Source organism: Allobosea sp. LjRoot9, from assembly GCF_964252745.1.
Taxonomy (GTDB): domain Bacteria; phylum Pseudomonadota; class Alphaproteobacteria; order Rhizobiales; family Beijerinckiaceae; genus Allobosea.
Window position 1 is genome coordinate 415,920 of record NZ_CAXUPC020000004.1, and the last position, 18,418, is coordinate 434,337.

An 18,418-nucleotide genomic window follows, 5' to 3' on the forward strand; every position below is an offset into this window, starting at 1 on the left:
CATGCGCTCAATTCAGCCTGCGCCAAATCCAGCTTGTGCGAGAGCTGCTCCACAGCTCCAAGGGATCGCCGATGCTCCGAATTCTCCAAGCGGTCCTGTCGCAACTTGTTGTCCACGGCACATTGCATGTCGTCCTGCCCGACGGGCGCCGGTTCAGCTGCGGCGACGGTTCTGGCGCGCCGGTGCAGATCCGCTTTGCCGACAGGATGGCGTTATGGGCCTTCCTGCTCGATCCCGAGATGAAGCTCGGCGAGCTCTTCATGGATCGGCGGCTCCTGGTCGAGCAGGGCTCGATCCATGGTTTCCTCGCCCTGATCCTGTCGGGGGCGCGCGGACAGCCTTCCAGCCTCCTGGAGCGAGTGCTTGATCATGGCCGCTTCCTGCTGCGCCACCTCACCACGCGCAATACACGCGGTCGCTCGCGCGAGAACGTCGCGCACCACTATGATCTCGACGACCGGCTTTACGCGCTCTTCCTCGATGCCGACTGGCAATATTCCTGTGCCTATTTCGAGAACCCGGAGCAGAGCCTCGACGACGCTCAACTGGCGAAGAAGCGGCATATCGCGGCCAAGCTCCTGGTCGAGCCTGAGCACCGCGTCCTCGACATCGGTTGCGGCTGGGGCGGCATGTGCCTGTATCTGACTGAAACCGCCGGCGCCCGCGAGGCCTTGGGCGTGACGCTGTCGCGCGAGCAGCTCGCGGTCGCCAAGGAGCGGGCGCAGCGTTCCGGGGCCGGCGAGCGGGCGCGCTTCGCATTGCAGGATTATCGCGATGTCGTCGGCGTCTTCGAGCGCATCGTCTCGGTCGGCATGTTCGAGCATATCGGCCCGCGCTTCTACCCGGCCTTCTTCGAGACCTGCCGGCGCCTGCTGAGCGAAGACGGCGTGATGCTGCTCCACACGATCGGCTGTTCGGACGGGCCCAATCATCCCAACCCCTGGCTGAACCGCTACGTCTTTCCCGGCGGCTATCTGCCGGCCTTGTCGGAAATCCTGCCCGCTGCCGAGAAGGCGGGGCTCATCGTCACCGATGTCGAGGTGCTGCGGCTGCACTACGCCAAGACATTGCAGGCCTGGCGCGAGCGCTTCGTGGCGCGCCGCGAGGAGGCGCTGGCGCTCTATGACGAACGCTTCTGCCTGATGTGGGAGTTCTATCTGGCGATGAGCCAGGCCGCTTTTGAGCATCAGGATGTCGTCGTCTTCCAGCTCCAGATCGTGCGCCATCAGGAGGCCGTTCCCTTGACGCGCGACTATATCGACGAACGCAAGGCGGCCCTGCGGACGGCCGAGGCTGCGGCGGATATGGTGCGAAAGCCGCCTGACCTGGCTCCCGCAGCCTGATTTTGCCCTGTTGCAAAACCGATCCACCGCCGAACATTGAAAGTCTGGTGAAAGCTTGGCGAGTTAACGGTCGGTCAGTCGCGCTTCAGGCAATCCTCTCGACGACAGAGAGGAGTTGAGGCGCGCGAGGAAAACGAACCCAGGAGCCTGGCCCATGCGCGCCCGTATTCTCACGACCTCGCTTGCTTTCGCAGCCCTGCTCGCCGGGGCCAGCGCCGTGCTCGCGGCCGACAAGGTCACCATCATGGTGGGCGGCTATGAGAAGCAGATCTATCTGCCCGCCAAGCTCGCCGAGAGCCTCGGCTACTTCAAGGATGAAGGGCTCGAGGTCGAATTGCTGAACGAGGCCGCCGGCGTCGATGCGGAAAACGAGATGCTCGCCGGCGCCGTCCAGGGCGTCGTCGGCTTCTACGATCATTGTGTCGACCTGCAGGCCAAGGGCAAGTTCGTGATGTCGGTCGTCCAGTTCAGCCAGGCGCCGGGCGAGGTCGAGCTGATCTCGAGCAAATACCCGGACGTGAAGTCGATGGCCGATCTCAAGAGCAAGAATCTCGGCGTCACCGGGCTCGGTTCCTCCACCAACTTCCTGAGCCAGTACCTGATGCTGAAATCCGGGGTGAAGCCCGGCGACTACACCACGCTTCCCGTCGGCGCGGGCACGACCTTCATCGCCGCCATGCAGCAGGACAAGATCCAGGCCGGCATGACCACGGAGCCGACGATCTCGCGCCTGCTGGCGACGGGGGAGGCTCGTGTGCTGGTCGATATGCGCACCGTCGAGAAGACCACGGAGGCGCTTGGCGGCACCTATCCGGCGGCCTCGCTCTACATGCAGACGGCCTGGATCGAGAAGAACAAGCCCCTCGTCCAGAAGCTCGCCAATGCCTTCGTCAAGACGCTGAAATACATCGACACGCACAGCGCCGCCGACATCGCCGACAAGATGCCGAAGGACTATTACGCCGGCAACAAGGAATCCTACGTCAAGGCGCTCGCTGACGGGAAGGCGATGTTCACCAGGGACGGCGTGATGCCCCAGGGCGGGCCCGAGACGGTGCTTGCCGTGCTCGCGGGCTTCTCCAAGAACATCAAGGGCAAGCAGATCGACCTGTCCAAGACCTACACGACCGAGTTCGTGAAGAACGCCAAGTAGCGCCCGCTCGCGCTCCAGGGGCGGTCCCGCGCCGCCCCCAACTCTCCCGTCTTGAAACCGAAGAACGCCGCGAAGCCGGCGAAGGAGGATGCATGTCCGCGACGGACCCGAATGAGAGCCCGGCGATCGAGCTGATCAATGTCAGCCGGCGCTTCATCACCCCCGACGGCAAGTCGATGACGGCGATCCGCGATTTCAACATGAGCGTGGCGCGCGGCGAGTTCGTCGCGGTCGTCGGCCCCACCGGCTGCGGCAAGTCGACAACGCTCAACCTCGTCACGGGCCTGGCCAGCCCGTCGAGCGGCGAGGTCCGCCTGTTCGGCGGGCCGGTCAGCGGCATCGACCCGCGCATCGGCTTCGCCTTCCAGACCGATGCGCTCTTTCCCTGGCGCAGCGTCATCGACAATGTCGTCGCCGGCCCGCTGTTCCGCGGCAAGCCGCGCGAGGAGGCCTATGCCAAGGCACGCGAATGGCTGGCCCGCGTTCACCTCACCGGCCACGAAACCAAATATCCGCACCAGCTCTCCGGCGGCATGCGCAAGCGTGTCTCGCTGGCGCAGACCTTCATCAACGAGCCGCAGATCCTGCTGATGGACGAACCCTTCTCCGCGCTCGACGTACAGACGCGCGTGGTCATGCACGACGTGCTGCTCGATCTCTGGTCGGAGGCCAAGGCCTCGGTCGTCTTCGTCACGCATGATCTCGAGGAGGCGATCGCGCTCGCCGACAAGGTCTATGTGCTGACCTCGGGACCGGCCACGGTGAAATCGGTCTATCCCGTTCACCTGCCGCGCCCGCGCATCGTCAGCGAGATCCGCTACCAGGAGGATTTCATCGCCCTGTCCAAGACGATCTGGGACGACCTCCGCGACGAGGTCACGCGTGGCGCCGCCCGCGACGAAGCCCGTGCGGCCTGAGGAGATAAGGACATGACCGACACAGCCATCGCCTCTGGCGTCCTCTTCCGCGCCGGCACCTCGGACGCCGAGATCGAAGCCGCCGCCGCCAAGGCCGCCCGCCATCGCAAGCACATGGTGCTGTTCTGGCGCTGGGCCATTCTTGCCGCCATCCTCGGCGGCTGGGAGATTGCCTCCCGCACCGCCATCATCGACGAATTCTTCTTCTCGAGCCCGAGCGCGATCTATGAGCGCCTGGTCGAATGGATCACGGAGGGTACCTCGGAAGGCCCCCTCTGGTTCCATCTCTGGGTGACGATGGAGGAATCGCTGATCGGCTTTGCGACCGGCTCGATCGCCGGCATCGTGGTCGGCATCGCGCTCGGCCGCAACCGCATGCTCGCCGACATCTTCTCGATCTACATCAAGGTGATCAATTCGATCCCGCGCGTCGTGCTGGCGCCGATCTTCATCATGATCTTCGGCCTCGGCCTCGCCTCCAAGGTCGCGCTCTCCTTCGTGATGGTGTTCTTCGTCGTCTTCGCCAACGCCTTCCAGGGCGTGCGCGAGGCCGACCGGAACCTGATGGCCAATGCGCAGATCCTGGGTGCCAAGGGCTGGCAATTGACGCGCTCGGTGGTGATCCCCTCGGCGATGAGCTGGATCTTCGCTTCGCTCCATGTCAGCTTCGGCTTCGCCATCGTCGGCGCCATCGTCGGTGAGTTCGTCGGGGCGCGCTACGGTGTCGGCCTCCTGATCAACATCGCCAAGGGCTCCTTCGACGCGGCCGGCATGTATGCGGCGATCGTCATCATCATGGTCGTGGCGCTCGCCGCCGAATATCTGATGAGCTGGGTCGAGAACAGCCTCGCGACCTGGCGTCCGGCGCCGCTGCAGGACAATCAGTAGAACAAGACAACCAGTCAATGTGTATTGCCGGCGGGCCTGTCCTCAGCTCGCCGGCAAGATGAAGCTCGCCGGCAAGATAATTTGGGCGTGCAGGCCGGGCGGCGGCGTGCGTTGCGACAAGGTGATGCGGCCGCCATGGGCGCTGACGATCTCCCGCACGATCGCAAGCCCCAAGCCTGTCCCTTCCGAGCCCGAGGCCAGGCGATAGAAGCGCTCGAACACCCGTTCGCGTTCGGCCTCCGGGATGCCCGGACCATTATCCTCGATGCTGAGATGGATCTCGTCGGGTTGCCGCGTCAGGCGCACGCTGACAGCTCCGCCCTCGGGCGTGTAGCGCAAGGCGTTCTCGACCAGATTGGCCACCATCTCCCGCAGCAGCGTGACATGGCCCTGCAGCTCCAGGCCGGCCTGATCTCCTTCGAATGAGAGGTCTATGCGCCGGTCGAAGGCGAGCATGGCGCGGCTTTCGAGCGCGGCCCGGGTGATTGCGGCGAAGTCGACCGCCTCCTTGCGCATCGCCGCACCGCCGGGCTCCGCCCGCGCCAGCACCAGAAGCTGATTGACGACGCGTGCCATGGCGTCGAGCCCGCCATCGATCGCGGCCAGGGCCTCGGTCTTGGCCGCCGCCTCGCTGTCGCGCAGCCCGACAGTGGCTTGCGTCTTCAGCACGGCGAGCGGGGTGCGCAACTGATGCGAGGCGTCGGCGACGAAGCGCCGTTGCAGCGTGATATAGGTTTGGATGCGCGCGAAAGCGTGGTTCAGCGCGTCGATCAGCGGCTTCAATTCGGTCTGGAGGTTCTCGCCGGCCAGGGGCTGAAGCGAACCGGGATCGCGGGCGACGAGCTCGCTGCGCAAGCGCAGCAGCGGCGCCAGACCCCTGTGAAGGCCAAACAGCGCCAGAAGCGCCGCGATCCCGACGAGAAGCGTCTGATCGCGCAGCGATCTCAGCCAGAGTTCGGTGACGAGCCGGTCGCGGCCGTGCAAGCTGGTGCCGACCACGACGAGCGCATTCCCACCCGCTGACTTCGAGACGACAGGCTGGGAGATCGCCACCGCCCGGATGTCCTCGACACGGAACCGTGCCTCGAAATGGACCGGCTGGAGATCGACCGGCGGGCGCGGCGGTATCGCCACGTCCGGGAAGCCGGCGATCAGTTCTCCGGAGGGCGCCATGACGCGGTAGATCACGTGGTCCCGGTCGGGCGAGGCGAACATCTCCAGCGCGGAGGGCGGGATCAGCGCCTCGACGCTGCCCTCATTGTCCTTCACCTGCTCGGCGATGACGCGGGCCGAGGCCAGCAAGGTGCGATCGGTGATCAGATTGGCGGTGGCGACCGCGCTGCGATGGGTCGTCCAGGCATTGAACGCGACCACGCCGGCCAGCGGAATTAGCAGCCAGCCGAGCAATTCGCCGCGCAGGCTCCTAGGCATCCTGCTTCCTCAGCGCATAGCCGAGACCCCGCAAGGTGCCGATCGCGACGCCCTGGCCCTCCAGTTTCTTGCGCACGCGGTGGACATAGATCTCAATCGCGTTCGAGCTGGCATCGTCGTCGAGGCCGAACACGGTTTCGCTCAGGGCCGCTTTCGACACGACGCGGCCGGAAGCCAGGATGAGCGTTTCCAGCACCGCATGCTCGCGCTGCGTCAAGGACAGGGCTTCGCCGGCCAGCAGGAACTGGCGCGTATTCGTCTCCAGTTCGAGCGCGCCGAAGATGACGCGCAGGGTCTTGTCGTTTTGCCGGCGCCGCAATTGCGCGCGAATGCGCGCCTCCAGCTCGTCGGGGTCGAACGGCTTGACGAGGTAGTCGTCAGCGCCGGCGTCGAGCCCGGCGATGCGGCTGGTGACGGCATCGTTGGCGGTCAGGATGATGACGGGCGTCAGGCCGCGACGGCTCCTGAAACGCTGCAGCACTTCGAGCCCGGTCATGTGCGGCAGGCCCATATCGAGGATGATCACGTCATAGTGCTGCGTCGACAGCGCCGCATCGGCATCCGCGCCGTCATGGACGCAATCGACGACATAGCGGCTCTTGCGCAGCAACCGGCCGAGCCAGTCCGAAAGCTCGCGATTATCCTCGACCAGTAAAATGCGCATCTGCCATCGCTGCCCGGGGCCGCAGGGCTCCTTATGTTCCAAAAGCCGGGTGAGGGCAAAGCGGGGGCCCGGAACTCGCTCGCTGCGCGAGCGTGACGGCAGGCTGTCGCGACATTCCGATCAGGGCGCGGTTTGTGCCGCTGGGCCTTCGCCATCAGGCGGCGGTTTGGGCCCGGTGCTGTTGCGGCAGCAGGAAAGGCAGGCCCGGCGCCGGCGCGCGGCTGAGCGAGAGATCGACCTTGAAGACCTGGCGCAGCAGCGCGTCGTCCAGGGTCGCGGCAGGGGCGCCGCGGGCGACGATGCGGCCCTGGTCCATGATGACGAGCTCGTCGGCATAGGTCACGGCGAGGTTGAGGTCGTGCAGCACGATCAGCACGGCGACGCCGCGGCTGGCGAGGCTGCGGGCCATGTCCAGAAGAGCGAGCTGATGGCAGAGGTCGAGGCTCGCGATCGGCTCGTCGAGGAAGAGCGCCTGGGATGGCCCGGCGCCGCGCCCGGCCTCGAGCTGGCAGAGCGCGCGGGCGAACTGCACCCGCTGCTGTTCGCCGCCCGAGAGGGTCTGGTAGCTGCGGGCGGCGAGGTCGAGCACGCCGGCGGCGCTCAGGGCCTGACCGATCAGGGCTTCGCGCTGGCCACGCGGCAGGCGGCGGCCGACGCCGTCGACGCCCAGCCGCGCGACCTCGTAGACGGTGAAGGGAAAGGCGAGCCTGGTCTGCTGCGCCATCACGGCGCGCCGCGAGGCGAGCCGCCAGCCCGGCACCGCACCGAGCGCCTCGCCATCGAAGGATATTCTGCCGGCGCTTGGATGTAATTCGCCGGTCAGGAGTTTCAGCAGCGTCGATTTCCCCGCGCCATTGGGGCCGACCAGAATGGTCGTGCGGCCCGGGCGCAGCTCAAGCGAGGCCTGATCGACGAGCTTGCGCCGGCCGATCGCGAAGCTCACGCCCTCGCAGGCGATGAGCGCGGGGCCGTGCACGTCAGAGATCGACATGGTTTGCCCGGCGCAGGAGAAGCCAGAGGAAGAACGGCGCACCGACCGCTGCGGTGACGATGCCGATGGGTAGTTCCGCCGGAGCCACGATCAGGCGCGCGGCGATGTCTGCCCCGACCAGCAGGGTTGCGCCGCCGAGCGCTGAAAGCGGCAATAGCAGGCGGTGGTCGGGACCGATGGCGAGCCGGATCAGATGCGGCACGACGATGCCGACGAAGCCGATGACGCCGGCTGTGGCGACGCTTGCACCGACGGCGAGCGCGACGAGCAGGATGGCAAGCCCTTTGATGCGCTGCACCGGCAGGCCGAGATGGTAGGCCTCCGCCTCGCCCAGCATCAGGGCGTTGAGCCCGCGCGCGAGCAATGGCACGGCCAAGAGCAGGGGCAGCATGATCGGTGCGACGATGACGAGCTTGGCCCAGCTCGCGCCGCCGAGACTGCCGAGCGACCAGAAGGTCAGGTCGCGCAATTGCCGGTCGTCCGAGATGAAGGCGAGCAGGCCCGTGAGCGAGCCTGCGAGCGCGCCGAGCGCGACGCCGGCGAGCAGCATGGTCGCGACCGAGGTGCGGCCCTGGCGCGTCGCGATCAGATAGAGCGCCAATGTCGAGACCAGGCCGCCGCAGAAGGCGCCGACGGGCAGGGCGGCGAAGGGCAATTTGAAGCCTGTGCCGGCGAGGAGGCGGTCACCCAGGACGATGGTCGTCGCGGCGGCGAGCCCCGCCCCGGCCGAGACGCCAACGAGGCCGGGGTCGGCGAGCGGATTGCGAAACAGGCCCTGCATCAGCGCGCCCGAGATGGCGAGCGCCGCGCCGATCAGCATGGCGAGCAGCACGCGGGGCAGGCGGATGTTGAGCACGACCAGCGCGTCGCGCCCGGTGAGCAATTCGTCCTGGCCGGAGAGCTTTGCCATCAGGATCTCGGCGACGCGGGCCGGGGCGATCTGGACCGCACCCTGGCCTGTCGCGACGATGGCGAGCACGAGGCAGAGCAAGGTCACGCCGACGACCGCAAGCACCGCCTGTCGCCTGCGGCCGGCCGCGAAGGCTGCAAGCGACGACAAGGCGGCGAGCTCGCCGGGGCGGGCGGCAAGCGTCATGGTGCAGCCGCCGTCTTCAGCGGCGGAATCGCGGCGCCGGGATAGAGCGCGGCCATGAGGTCGCGGGCGGCCGCCGGCGTGCGCGGGCCGAAGCCGAGCAGATAGAGGCCGTCCATGACGATATGGGCGCGCTGCGCCGCCGCCGGCGTCTGGGAGAAGGCGGGCAAGGCGAACAGCGCCTCGGTTGCCGTGTCGTGATTGCCGCTGTTGCGCATCATCAGGATGGCGTCGGGCGCAGCGGCGATGATCGCCTCGTCGGTCATCGTCTTGTAGCCCTCGACCGCAGCCGCTGCATTGATGCCGCCGGCGAGATCGATGATCGCGTCCGCCGAGCTGTTGCGCCCGCCGACCATGGTGCGGCCATTCTGCAATGAGAGCACGAAGAGCACACGGCGCTTAGCTGGCAAAGCCGTGCGCAGCGCCGCCAGTTCGTCGAAGCGCGCCTTGGTCTGCGCCGCGAGCCGGCGCGCGGGCTCGGCCGCGCCGGCGACCGCGCCGATCGCCTCGATCTTGGTCACGACACCCTCGGCGCTCATGTCGTCGGGAATCCGCGCGAGGCGTACGCCCGCCTCGTTCAGCAGCGAGATCGCATCCGGCGGGCCGGCGCTGGTGATCGCCATGACGAGCGAGGGCCTGAGCGAAAGCACGCCTTCCGCCGAAAGGGCCCGGACATAGCCGATATTGGGCTTGTCCTTCAGTGCTTCGGCCGGGAACTGGCTGGTCGAGTCGACGCCCACAAGCCTGTCCTGCAGGCCCAGCGCATAAAGCACCTCAGTGATCACGCCACCGGCGGCGACGATGCGCTCGGGCGTCTGCGCGAAGCTGCGCGTGACGAAGGAGGCGGGGCTCGCCAGATCGACGGCGGCGATCAGCGTCAAGGCGAGAGCGGCACCGAGTTCGCGCCGATTGAGGCGGCGAGCCGCCGGGGCGAGCAGGGCGTTGCGGCCGGCCATGAGATTGTCTCCGTCTGGTGTTGATTGCCTCAGGTTAGCATTCGAGGCAAGTATTCATTCTTTTTAATTCGTCTAATTTAGCTTATGTTTCGGCGTTGTTGACGGAGATATTCGGTTTTACTACAGAGGGTCAAGAGTGGCGCGCCGGGCACGGTGACCGCTGAACGTTTGTCGGCGAGGCGCATCCGGCGTCAGCCAGCGAGCTGTATTCCTGGGCCAAGGCTGCGCCGTGTATTCTTCCGCCACGATCAGGCGCGTTTCCGGGGCTCCTTGGAAACCGACAATTCTTGTCGATCCGGACAGCAATCTCGTCCAGTTCGGCACGCTAGAGCATTTTGTTTTAACGCGTTTTCTTCACGCGAACCGGTGGCCACTTCGCTCGAAAACGCTCTACCAGAACCACCCAAACCAGTTCGTCCGTCAGCCAAGTCAGGATAAATCCGATGTTCATCGCCATGAACCGCTTCAAGGTCGTCAAGGGAGAGGAGGCTGCCTTCGAGACGGTCTGGTCGTCGCGCAAGACGCGCCTCGACGAGATGACGGGCTTCCTCGGCTTCCATCTGCTGAAGGGCCCGGAGAAGGAGGATCACACCCTCTATTCCTCGCATACCAGCTGGGCCTCGAAGGAGGATTTCACGGCCTGGACCAAATCCGAGCAGTTCCGCGAATCCCATCGCAATGCCGGCCAGCCGCGCGAGACGCCGATGTATCTCGGTCATCCCGAGTTCGAGGGCTTCGAGACGGTGCTGAGCGAAAGCAATCCGCATCGGCCTCGCCAGGCGGCCGAGTGAGGGGAGGCGGCATGTCGATCTCGCAGGTGATCCCGCTGGCCGGCCAGGAACCGCCGGCAACCGACCCGATGGCGCGTGTCAGGCAGATGCTGGCGGCCAAGCCCGACGGCGTCATCGAGGCGATCGCCCGCGAGGTCGGCGTGCCGACGCTCGCCGTGCTGGAGGAGACGCCGCCGCAGCAGCGGACGGCGATCGCGCCCGAGCGCTTCGAGGCGCTCTGGCAGGAACTCGCGAACTGGGGGAGCGTGCTCTTCATCGTCCACACGCCCGATATCGTGCTGGAATGCGAAGGTGCGCTGCCGGTCGGCTCCTTCGGCCATGGCTATTACAACATCCATGGCGACAGCCCGATCGGCGGCCATATCAAGGCCGAGAATTGCCGCGCGATCTATCTGGTCGACCGGCTCTTCCACGGGCGCCGGTCCTGCTCGGTGCAGTTCTTCAACGGCGCGGGCGAGGCGATGTTCAAGGTCTTCGTCCGGCGCGATGCGAGCCGGGCGCTGATCGCCGAGCAGGTCACATTGTTCGAGGCGCTGAAGACCCGCTTCGCCTGACGGCCGGCTCTCGGCGAGGTAGCCGTTTAGCGTTTGGTAGGAGATCCATGCGTTCCTCATGAGCTTGGTGTTTAAGCGGCCCCGGTCGACCGGGGCCGCCAATGAGGCGTCGCTGCTTGAGCAGATCGATCTTCGTCCTCGCGCTTGCGCTGTTCGCGTGGCCCGTGCCGGCCACTGCCTTTTGGCAGCGCTCTCATATCGGAGCCTGTAACGGGGCGCGGGACGCAGCCGAATGGAATCGGCTGCAATGCTGGATCTTCGCACCGGTCTATGAGTGGCCGATCCCCGAGGCGCGGGTCGACGTCCGTTACGGGCGACACAGTGCGCCGCGCTGGCGCAAATAGGCAGCCTATTTCCCTCGATCACGTCGCATTCGGACAGCATCGTCCGAATGCGAGAAACGTGATCGATTCCAGGAGTTGAGAGCATTGCTCCTGCGAAAAACCGGTGTTCACTTCGCTCGAAAACGCTCTAACGTTCTGACGCTCGACCTGCGCGGCGGGACATGGCACCGTTCGTATCCATCGCTGCGGTGAGCGCGGCGCATGACGATCCTGGCGGTACGGATGCAGCGTCGGTCCTTTCTCTGTGCGTTGGCCTCCCTCACTGCGGGCTTCGCGTCGTCCTCCACTGCGGCGGCCGAGCGCGTGCGGCTTGCCGCTTTCATGGTGGGCTTGCCGCTCGATCATCCGATCGTGCTGGCGCGCCTGGGCATCCTCAAGCGCCTGATGGTGCAGCGGGGCTGGATCGAAGGGCAGAATATCCGCTACCTCGTCCGCTCCTCCAACTCCGATCCGCAGACCCTGGCGACGACGGCGAGGGATCTGGTCGGCGAAACGCCCGACGTCATCGTCGCCGGCTCCAGCACCGAGACGGCCGCCATCCTGGCCGCGACGCGCGCGATCCCGGTGTTGTTCTCGACGGCGTCCGATCCGGTCGGGAGCGGTTTCGTGCGTTCGCTCGAGCGCCCGGAAGGCAACGCGACCGGCTTCAGCAACAATGAGCCGTCAATGGCGGCGAAATGGGTCGATCTGCTGCGCGAGATTGCACCCGCGACCGTGCGGATCGGCGTCATCTACAATCCGGTGTCCGCTGCGGCTGGAGGCGTGACCTATGTCGAGCATCTGCGCTGGAGCGCAAAAGAGCTCGGGATGTCGCTGGTCAGCGCTCCGGTCTCGACTCTGAGCGAGATCGAGCCCGCTCTTGTCGAACTCGCCGCGCAACCGGGCACGGGACTGTTTTTCCCGCCGGACAGCTTCACCTTCCGGAATGCCCGGGCGATCGCGCCGCTGGTGGCGAAATACCGGATGCCGACGATGTATCCCTACGAGACCTTCGTCGAGGCAGGCGGGCTGATGTCCTATACCGGCGGTCGCGATGAATCCGATCTGGTCATGGCGAGCTATATCGACCTGATCTTTCGTGGCGCGAACGTTGCGGAGCTCCCCGTCCAGTTCTCGCGCAGCTTCGAACTGGTGATCAATGAGAAGGCGGTCATGGCGCTGGGGTTGACGATCCCGCTTTCGCTGCGCGTGCGCGCCTCGCGGATCGTGTCATGAGCGGGATCATCGACGCGGCCGGGCACGGGCCGCGCGGTGCACTCGCCCGCAAATACGCGCTGTTCGTCGGCTTCGCGATCAGCCTCGCTTTGGGCATCAACGGCATCGTGGGCACGATCTTCGCCTTCTCCGATCAGCGGGCGCTGGTGGCGCGTGTCCAGCAGGAGCAGGCGCAGGCGGCGGCGCAGCGCATCAGCGGATTTGTCGGCGATATCGCGCGGCAGCTCGATTGGGTTTCGCTGAGCAGCTCGGGCGCCCTTGCCCTCGAAGAGCTTCATCTCGATGGGCTGCGCCTGCTGCGGCTGGCCCCGGCGATCCTCGATCTCAGGCGAACGGACGCCGAAGGGCGCGAATTGCTGGCCCTGTCGCGCACTGACCGCGACCGCATCGGCGCAGGGACGGATCTGTCCAGTGATCCGATCGTCCAGGCGGCATTGGCTCAAGGCACTTTCCGGAGCGGTGTCGAATTCCGGCGCGGCTCCGAGCCTTATCTGCTGCTGGGAAAGCGGGTGACCGAAACGAAAGGCGGCGTGGTCCTGGCGACGGTCAATCTGACCTTCATCAAAGAACTCGTCTCGCAGATGAAGGTCGGCGTGGAAGGCCGGGCCTATGTCGTCGACCGTTCCGGCCGGCTGATCGCGCATCCCGATCTCCGCTTCGTCCTGAGAGGCACGAATCTGCTGCCGCTCCTGCAGGCCTATCCGCGGCCGGACGTTGAAGGCGCGATGCTGCCCGGCAATAGCCTGTCGACCCGCGATATCGAGGGGCGGGCCGTCCTGTCAGTCGTCGCACCCGTGCCGAATCTTGATTGGAGCGTCATCGTCGACCTGCCGCAAAGCGAGGCTTATGCGCCGATCTACGCTTCGATCCTGCGTTCGCTGATCATCCTCGCCGGGGCGCTGCTCATCACCGTGATAACCAGCATCCTGCTCAGCGGGCGCCTGGTCGCGCCCGTCCGGGCGCTGACCGAAGGCGCCGCTCGAATCGGCGAGGGCCAGCTCGACGAGCGCATCGACATTCGCACCGGCGATGAGCTCCAGGAACTCGGCGACCAGTTCAACCTGATGGCTGCGCGTCTGCAGGAGAGCCGGAGCATCCTGGAGGACAAGGTGTCCCAGCGCACGGCTGCGCTTGCCAAGGCGCTCGACCAGGCATCGAGCGGGCAGCGCGCCGCCGAACAGGCGCGCGAATTGGCCGAGGAGGCGACGAAAGCCAAATCCCGCTTCCTCGCGGTGGTGGGGCATGACATCCGCACGCCCTTGTCGGGTGTGCTCGGCGTGCTCGAAATCCTCGACCGCAAGCGCATGAGCCAGCGCGACCGGCGGCTGGTCGAAATGGCAGCGACCTCCGGCGAGACGCTGATCGACCTCGCCAATGCGACGCTCGACCTTTCGCGGCTGGAGGCGGGCACAGAGAGCCTGGAGATGCGTGATTACGAGCCGGGCGCCCTGCTCGCGGCGGCCGTTGCGCTGATGCGGCCGGCAGCCGAGCGCAAGGGTCTCGCGCTGCGTCTCGATATCGAGCCCGTTGCCATGGCGAGGCTCAACGGCGATCCCGGCAAGATCAACCGGATCGTCCAGAATCTTCTGCGCAATGCGATCAGCTTCACCGATGCCGGTGAGATCGAGATCGGCGCCGCCCTGGAGCCGGCTGACGGCGCGTCCGGGCCGATGCTGGTGATCGCGGTGCACGATACCGGCATCGGCATCGATCCCGCCATGCAACGCCGCATCTTCCAGGATTTCGTGCAGGTCGATCCCGAAACCGGGCGGCGTTCCGGCGGGGTCGGTCTGGGCCTGGCGATCTGCACCAAGCTTGCAAACCTGATGGGCGGCTCGATTTCGGTCTTCAGTGAAGTCGGGGTCGGCAGCACCTTCTGGGTCAGGTTGCCGGCTGCAGCGGCGACGAGCGTTGCGCATTCCTCGCATGCCGAGACGGCCGAGACGCCGCTTGTGGTGCTCGTCGTCGACGACGAGCCCGTCACGCGGGAGGTGGCGCGGATCATGATCGCCAAGGCCGGGCACCGCGTGCTGACCGCCAGTTCCGGCGAGGCTGCGCTGGCGCTGCTGGCGTCGAAGCGCGTCGATCTCGTGCTGCTCGACATGCACATGACCGGCATGGACGGCATCGAGACCGCGGCCGCGATCCGTGCCATCCCGGAGATCGCCTGCCCGACGATCGTGGCGCTGACCGCCGATGTGTCGCCGGAGACGATGCGCCGGCTTCTCGCGGCGGGCCTGACCACGATCGTGCCCAAGCCCGCGACGTCCGCGGCGTTGCGGCAGGTGCTGACGCGCAACACGCGCGGGTCGGGGCGCCTGGCGAATGCGAACCTGTCGCCGGACCATCCCGTCGACGACACCTTCCTCGACGAGCAGGCGCTGCTGGTCGGAGCCGAACGCATGGGGCGTCTGGTTGCGCTGTTCCAGACGGTCTCGGGGGATATTCTGGAGCAGCTTGGCCGAGCGATCGATCAGGGCGACCGCAAGGCGCTGGAGCGGGCGGCGCATCAGTTCGCGAGCTCGGCCAGCGCGCTGGGCCTCGGACAGGCGGTGACCATCGCATCGACGATCGAGGCTGAGGCCCGTATCGCATCCTTGCAGGTCATGGCGCAGGCGGTGGCTGATCTGGCGCAGGCGCGCGGCGAAGCGCTGGCGGCGCTCGCATTGCGGGGCGGGACGGTTGCGAAGGGCGTGCCGGACGATCAGGCGTTACGGTCGGCGAAGATGCCGAGCTTGTAGCCGATGCCGCTGACCGTTGCGATCACCCCCGGGTCGCCGGCTCCCGTCAGCTTGCGTCGCAGCCGCGCCACCAGCGCGTCGACGGTGCGGGCGTCGACCTCGCCATGGCGGTTGCTGACGACCTCGATCAGGTAGTCGCGGCTGAGCGGCCGGCCATTGCTGTCGACGAGCGCGGCAAGCAGGTCGAACTCGCCCCGCGTCAGGCGGATTGGATCGCCGTTGACCGTCGCCAGCTCGCGCCGCAGCAGGTCGATCATGAAGGGGCCGAAGGTGATCGTGGTGCTGCGCCGCGCCGTATCGCGCTCGATCTTGCGACGGCGCAATAGCGAGCGCGTCCGCGCCAGCAGATCGCGCAGATTGACCGGCTTGGTGACGTAGTGGTCGCCTGCGAGCTCGAGTCCGACGATTCTATCGATGTCGGTGTCGCGGCGCGTGACGAAGATGATGCCTGCGTCGGAAAAGCCCTGGAGCTCCTTGGCGAGCTCGAAACCGTCGCCATCGGGCAGGACGACATCGAGGAAGATCAGTTCGGGCTTGACCCGCCGCACCACCCTGCGCGCCTCGGCCACGCTCTCGGCCTCCTCGACCCTGAAGCCTTGGTCGGCGAAATAGCCCGAGATCATGGCGCGCGTTACAGGGTCGTCCTCGACGATGACGAGACGTTCGCGGTTTGCCGCCGCAGTTTCGCTCGTCGCGTTCATGCCCGAAGCGCACCCGTCAGATCAGATCCGGCCTGAAGCGCCGGCTGCATACGCCGAGCCCCCCGACGCACTTGCACGATCCAACTGTCCGACGGGCTTTGCAAGGCGATGCGCGCGGGCGGCGTGAACGCCGGTTCACGAAAGGGAGACATCTTGCAGGGAGGAGACAGGTTTCCGGAGAGCGCAACATGCGGATATTCGCGGGTGCCGGCAGGCAGATATTAATCATGGCAAGCAATAGCGCTGTGTTGCGTTGTGTTTCTGCACTGGGATTTAGGGTTTCTCGCAGAAGAAAGCCCTCGCCCGAATAGTGGAAATCTGGCTGGGCCTCGTGGCTGCGCGTCTTTCGCTTGCCGTCGGGCGGACTCTTGACGGAAGAGAAGGGTGACATGGCTCTCAAGGCGATGATCAGGGCGATGAGGCCGCATCATTGGCTGAAGAACGGGCTCGTCTTCATCCCGATCCTGCTGAATCATGAAGTCTTCGATCCGGAGTCGCTCGGGCATGGGCTCGTTGCCTTCATCTCCTTCAGCCTGATGGCCTCGTCGATCTATCTTCTCAACGACATCGTCGATGTCGAAGCCGACCGCCGGCATCCGACGAAGTGCAAGCGCCCGCTGGCCGCCGGCGAGATCACCGAGCGTCAGGCCTATACGGTGGTTCCCGTCCTGCTGGCCGCCGCTTTCGCCCTGTCCCTGCTGCTGCCGGAGCCCAAGCTCTTCGTGCTGGCGTTGACGGCCTATCTCGGCCTCGCCTTGGCCTATCTCTTCGTGCTCAAGCGCAAGCTCCTGGTCGATGTGCTGGGGCTGGCCGCGCTGCACACCTTGCGCATCCTCGCCGGCAATGCCGCCGCCGCGATCCCGCTCTCGTCATGGCTGCTCGCCTTTTCGATGTTCCTGTTCCTGAGCCTGGCGCTGGTGAAGCGCTATGCCGAGCTCAGGATCACGCAGGACCAGTCGGGGCTGAAAAAGGCCGGGCGCGGTTATCATGCCGAGGATATCGAGGCTCTTTCCCAGCTCGGCATGGCGTCGGGCTGCACCTGCGCCCTGATCCTTGCGCTCTATGTCGACAGCGCCGCGGTGAAGCAGCTTTACCGTCACCCGGAGCTGATCTGGCTGGTCTGCCCGATCGTCCTCTACCAGATGTCGCGGGTCTGGTTCCTGGCCAGACGCGGCCTGATGCCGGATGATCCGCTCGTCTTCATGATCCGCGACTGGCGCAGCCAGGTGACGGGCTCGCTGGTCCTGCTGATCATGGTCGCGGCGACGATCCTGCCGTGAGCGAGATCCTGCTATGAGCGAGATCCTGCCGGAGTGCCGCTCCTGGGGCGGGCTCGTCGCCCGAAATGCCGAGATCGTCGCGGCCGAGCCCTGGATCGCCGCGCCGTCTCAGCATCGGACGCCGGCCCTGGCCTACGGCAATGGCCGCTCCTATGGCGATTCCTGCCTGAACGATGGCGGCACGCTCATCCTGGGCCGCAGCCTCGACCGGATCCTCGCCTTCGACCGCGTGAGCGGCCTCCTCACCTGTGAGGCGGGCGTGCTGCTCGACGATGTGCTGAAGCTTACCGTTCAGGCCGGCTGGTTTCCGCCGGTGACGCCTGGCACCGCATTCGTCACGATCGCCGGTGCGCTGGCCAATGACGTCCATGGCAAGAACCACCATCGCGCCGGTACCTTCGGCAGGCATGTGCGCGCCTTCGAACTGATCCGCTCCGATGGCAGCCGCCTGACTTGCGCGCCCGACCTGAACGGCGAACTCTTCGCCGCGACCATCGGCGGCTTTGGCTTGACCGGCCTGATCACGCAGGTGACGCTGCAATTGATGCCGGTCACCTCCGCCGAGATGCAGCAGGAGGTGCTGCATTTCGACGGGCTCGACCGCTTCTTCGCGATCGCGGCTGAATCCGATGCGAGCCATGACTACACCGTCGCCTGGATCGACTCGCTGGCGAGCGGCGCGCGGCTCGGTCGCGGCGTCTTCTTCCGGGCCAATCATGCAATGGGGGGTGATGCGCCTCTCGCGCGCTCGAAGCGCCCGCTGCCGTTTCCGATCAAGCCACCGATCCCGCTGATCAACGGGATGACCCTGCGCGCGTTCAATGCGCTCTACCGGGCGGCGCAACCCTCGTCACCTGAGCCGCGACGCATTCCCTATCGGCCATTCTTCTATCCGCTCGACCGTGTCGCCAACTGGAACCGCGCCTATGGACCCAAGGGCCTGCGCCAGTTCCAATGCGCGGTGCCGACGGCCCATGCCCGTACGACCGTGGAGGAGATGCTGAGGCGCACGCTGGCGGCGGGCGAGGCTTCGTTCCTGACCGTGCTCAAGCTCTTCGGCGATCTGCCGTCGCCCGGCCTGATGTCGTTCCCGATCACAGGGGCGACCCTGACGCTCGACTTTCCCAATCGCGGGGCGCGCACGGAGGCGCTGCTGGCGGAGCTCGACCGGATCACGATCGAAGCCGGCGGACGCGTGAATCCCTATAAGGATGCGCGCATGTCGCCGGCGACATTCGAGGCCTCCTTCCCGGATTGGCGGGATTTTGCGCGCCATATCGATCCAGGGTTCTCGTCGAGCTTCTGGCGGCGGGTGACGGCGGGTTGATGGTCTCGGCGTCGCGGCCTTGAGGCGCA

The 18,418-nt window shown here is 66.2% G+C and carries 16 protein-coding genes; 10 read left to right on the forward strand and 6 right to left on the reverse strand.

What is annotated here, in order from left to right; translation table 11 throughout:
• Positions 1 to 71 precede the first annotated feature (71 nt).
• From ACSQ3P_RS19260 to ACSQ3P_RS19275, 4 genes are all read left to right on the forward strand, one after another.
• On the forward strand, positions 72 to 1,343 hold the full coding sequence (locus tag ACSQ3P_RS19260; protein ID WP_436167101.1) for a class I SAM-dependent methyltransferase: 1,272 nt from the start codon (positions 72 to 74) through the stop codon (positions 1,341 to 1,343).
• A gap of 154 nt (positions 1,344 to 1,497) precedes the next feature.
• Positions 1,498 to 2,496 carry an ABC transporter substrate-binding protein gene (locus ACSQ3P_RS19265; protein ID WP_436167102.1) on the forward strand — a complete coding sequence of 333 codons (999 nt, stop codon included), beginning with the start codon at positions 1,498 to 1,500 and terminating at the stop codon, positions 2,494 to 2,496.
• A gap of 92 nt (positions 2,497 to 2,588) precedes the next feature.
• On the forward strand, positions 2,589 to 3,413 hold the full coding sequence (locus tag ACSQ3P_RS19270; RefSeq protein WP_436167103.1) for an ABC transporter ATP-binding protein: 825 nt from the start codon (positions 2,589 to 2,591) through the stop codon (positions 3,411 to 3,413).
• Between the two features lie 12 nt (positions 3,414 to 3,425).
• The gene (locus ACSQ3P_RS19275) at positions 3,426 to 4,301 is read left to right on the forward strand and encodes an ABC transporter permease (protein WP_436167104.1); all 876 of its coding nucleotides are present in this window, start codon (positions 3,426 to 3,428) and stop codon (positions 4,299 to 4,301) included.
• A gap of 42 nt (positions 4,302 to 4,343) precedes the next feature.
• Here ACSQ3P_RS19275 and ACSQ3P_RS19280 read toward each other — a convergent pair whose 3' ends face one another.
• The 5 genes from ACSQ3P_RS19280 to ACSQ3P_RS19300 all read right to left on the reverse strand — a co-directional run bounded on the left by ACSQ3P_RS19280 (position 4,344) and on the right by ACSQ3P_RS19300 (position 9,436).
• On the reverse strand, positions 4,344 to 5,732 hold the full coding sequence (locus ACSQ3P_RS19280; RefSeq protein WP_436167105.1) for a sensor histidine kinase N-terminal domain-containing protein: 1,389 nt from the start codon (positions 5,730 to 5,732) through the stop codon (positions 4,344 to 4,346).
• A complete protein-coding gene (locus ACSQ3P_RS19285) occupies positions 5,725 to 6,396 on the reverse strand; it encodes a response regulator (RefSeq protein ID WP_436167106.1) in 672 nt (223 codons plus the stop codon). Before ACSQ3P_RS19285 ends, ACSQ3P_RS19280 begins: the two co-directional genes overlap by 8 nt.
• 154 nt (positions 6,397 to 6,550) lie before the next feature.
• The gene (locus ACSQ3P_RS19290) at positions 6,551 to 7,387 is read right to left on the reverse strand and encodes a heme ABC transporter ATP-binding protein (RefSeq protein WP_436167107.1); all 837 of its coding nucleotides are present in this window, start codon (positions 7,385 to 7,387) and stop codon (positions 6,551 to 6,553) included.
• Positions 7,374 to 8,483: a FecCD family ABC transporter permease gene (locus tag ACSQ3P_RS19295; RefSeq protein WP_436167108.1), complete on the reverse strand. Its 1,110-nt coding sequence runs from the start codon at positions 8,481 to 8,483 to the stop codon at positions 7,374 to 7,376. Before ACSQ3P_RS19295 ends, ACSQ3P_RS19290 begins: the two co-directional genes overlap by 14 nt.
• Positions 8,480 to 9,436: a heme/hemin ABC transporter substrate-binding protein gene (locus ACSQ3P_RS19300; protein ID WP_436167109.1), complete on the reverse strand. Its 957-nt coding sequence runs from the start codon at positions 9,434 to 9,436 to the stop codon at positions 8,480 to 8,482. Before ACSQ3P_RS19300 ends, ACSQ3P_RS19295 begins: the two co-directional genes overlap by 4 nt.
• Before the next feature lie 443 nt (positions 9,437 to 9,879).
• Between ACSQ3P_RS19300 and ACSQ3P_RS19305 the strand changes: the two genes are divergently transcribed.
• The 4 genes from ACSQ3P_RS19305 (at position 9,880) to ACSQ3P_RS19320 (ending at position 15,081) form a co-directional block, all read left to right on the forward strand.
• Entirely contained in the window at positions 9,880 to 10,227 is a 348-nt protein-coding gene (locus ACSQ3P_RS19305; protein ID WP_436167110.1) for an antibiotic biosynthesis monooxygenase family protein, read from the forward strand.
• An 11-nt stretch (positions 10,228 to 10,238) separates the two neighbouring features.
• On the forward strand, positions 10,239 to 10,781 hold the full coding sequence (gene hutX / locus ACSQ3P_RS19310) for a heme utilization cystosolic carrier protein HutX (RefSeq protein WP_436167111.1): 543 nt from the start codon (positions 10,239 to 10,241) through the stop codon (positions 10,779 to 10,781).
• Between the two features lie 545 nt (positions 10,782 to 11,326).
• Positions 11,327 to 12,340: an ABC transporter substrate-binding protein gene (locus ACSQ3P_RS19315; protein ID WP_436167112.1), complete on the forward strand. Its 1,014-nt coding sequence runs from the start codon at positions 11,327 to 11,329 to the stop codon at positions 12,338 to 12,340.
• Positions 12,337 to 15,081 (forward strand): ATP-binding protein, encoded by a 2,745-nt coding sequence (locus ACSQ3P_RS19320; protein WP_436167113.1) that lies wholly within the window; start codon positions 12,337 to 12,339, stop codon positions 15,079 to 15,081. The genes ACSQ3P_RS19315 and ACSQ3P_RS19320 overlap by 4 nt, the downstream gene beginning before the upstream one ends.
• Here the strand turns inward: ACSQ3P_RS19320 and ACSQ3P_RS19325 are convergent.
• Positions 15,045 to 15,782: a response regulator gene (locus ACSQ3P_RS19325; RefSeq protein ID WP_069688688.1), complete on the reverse strand. Its 738-nt coding sequence runs from the start codon at positions 15,780 to 15,782 to the stop codon at positions 15,045 to 15,047. The two genes, ACSQ3P_RS19320 and ACSQ3P_RS19325, sit on opposite strands and share 37 nt — an antisense overlap.
• 389 nt (positions 15,783 to 16,171) lie before the next feature.
• Between ACSQ3P_RS19325 and ACSQ3P_RS19330 the strand changes: the two genes are divergently transcribed.
• The gene (locus ACSQ3P_RS19330) at positions 16,172 to 17,062 is read left to right on the forward strand and encodes a UbiA family prenyltransferase (protein WP_436167114.1); all 891 of its coding nucleotides are present in this window, start codon (positions 16,172 to 16,174) and stop codon (positions 17,060 to 17,062) included.
• A 13-nt stretch (positions 17,063 to 17,075) separates the two neighbouring features.
• Positions 17,076 to 18,389 carry an FAD-binding oxidoreductase gene (locus tag ACSQ3P_RS19335; RefSeq protein ID WP_436167115.1) on the forward strand — a complete coding sequence of 438 codons (1,314 nt, stop codon included), beginning with the start codon at positions 17,076 to 17,078 and terminating at the stop codon, positions 18,387 to 18,389.
• The last annotated feature ends 29 nt before the right edge of the window (positions 18,390 to 18,418 follow it).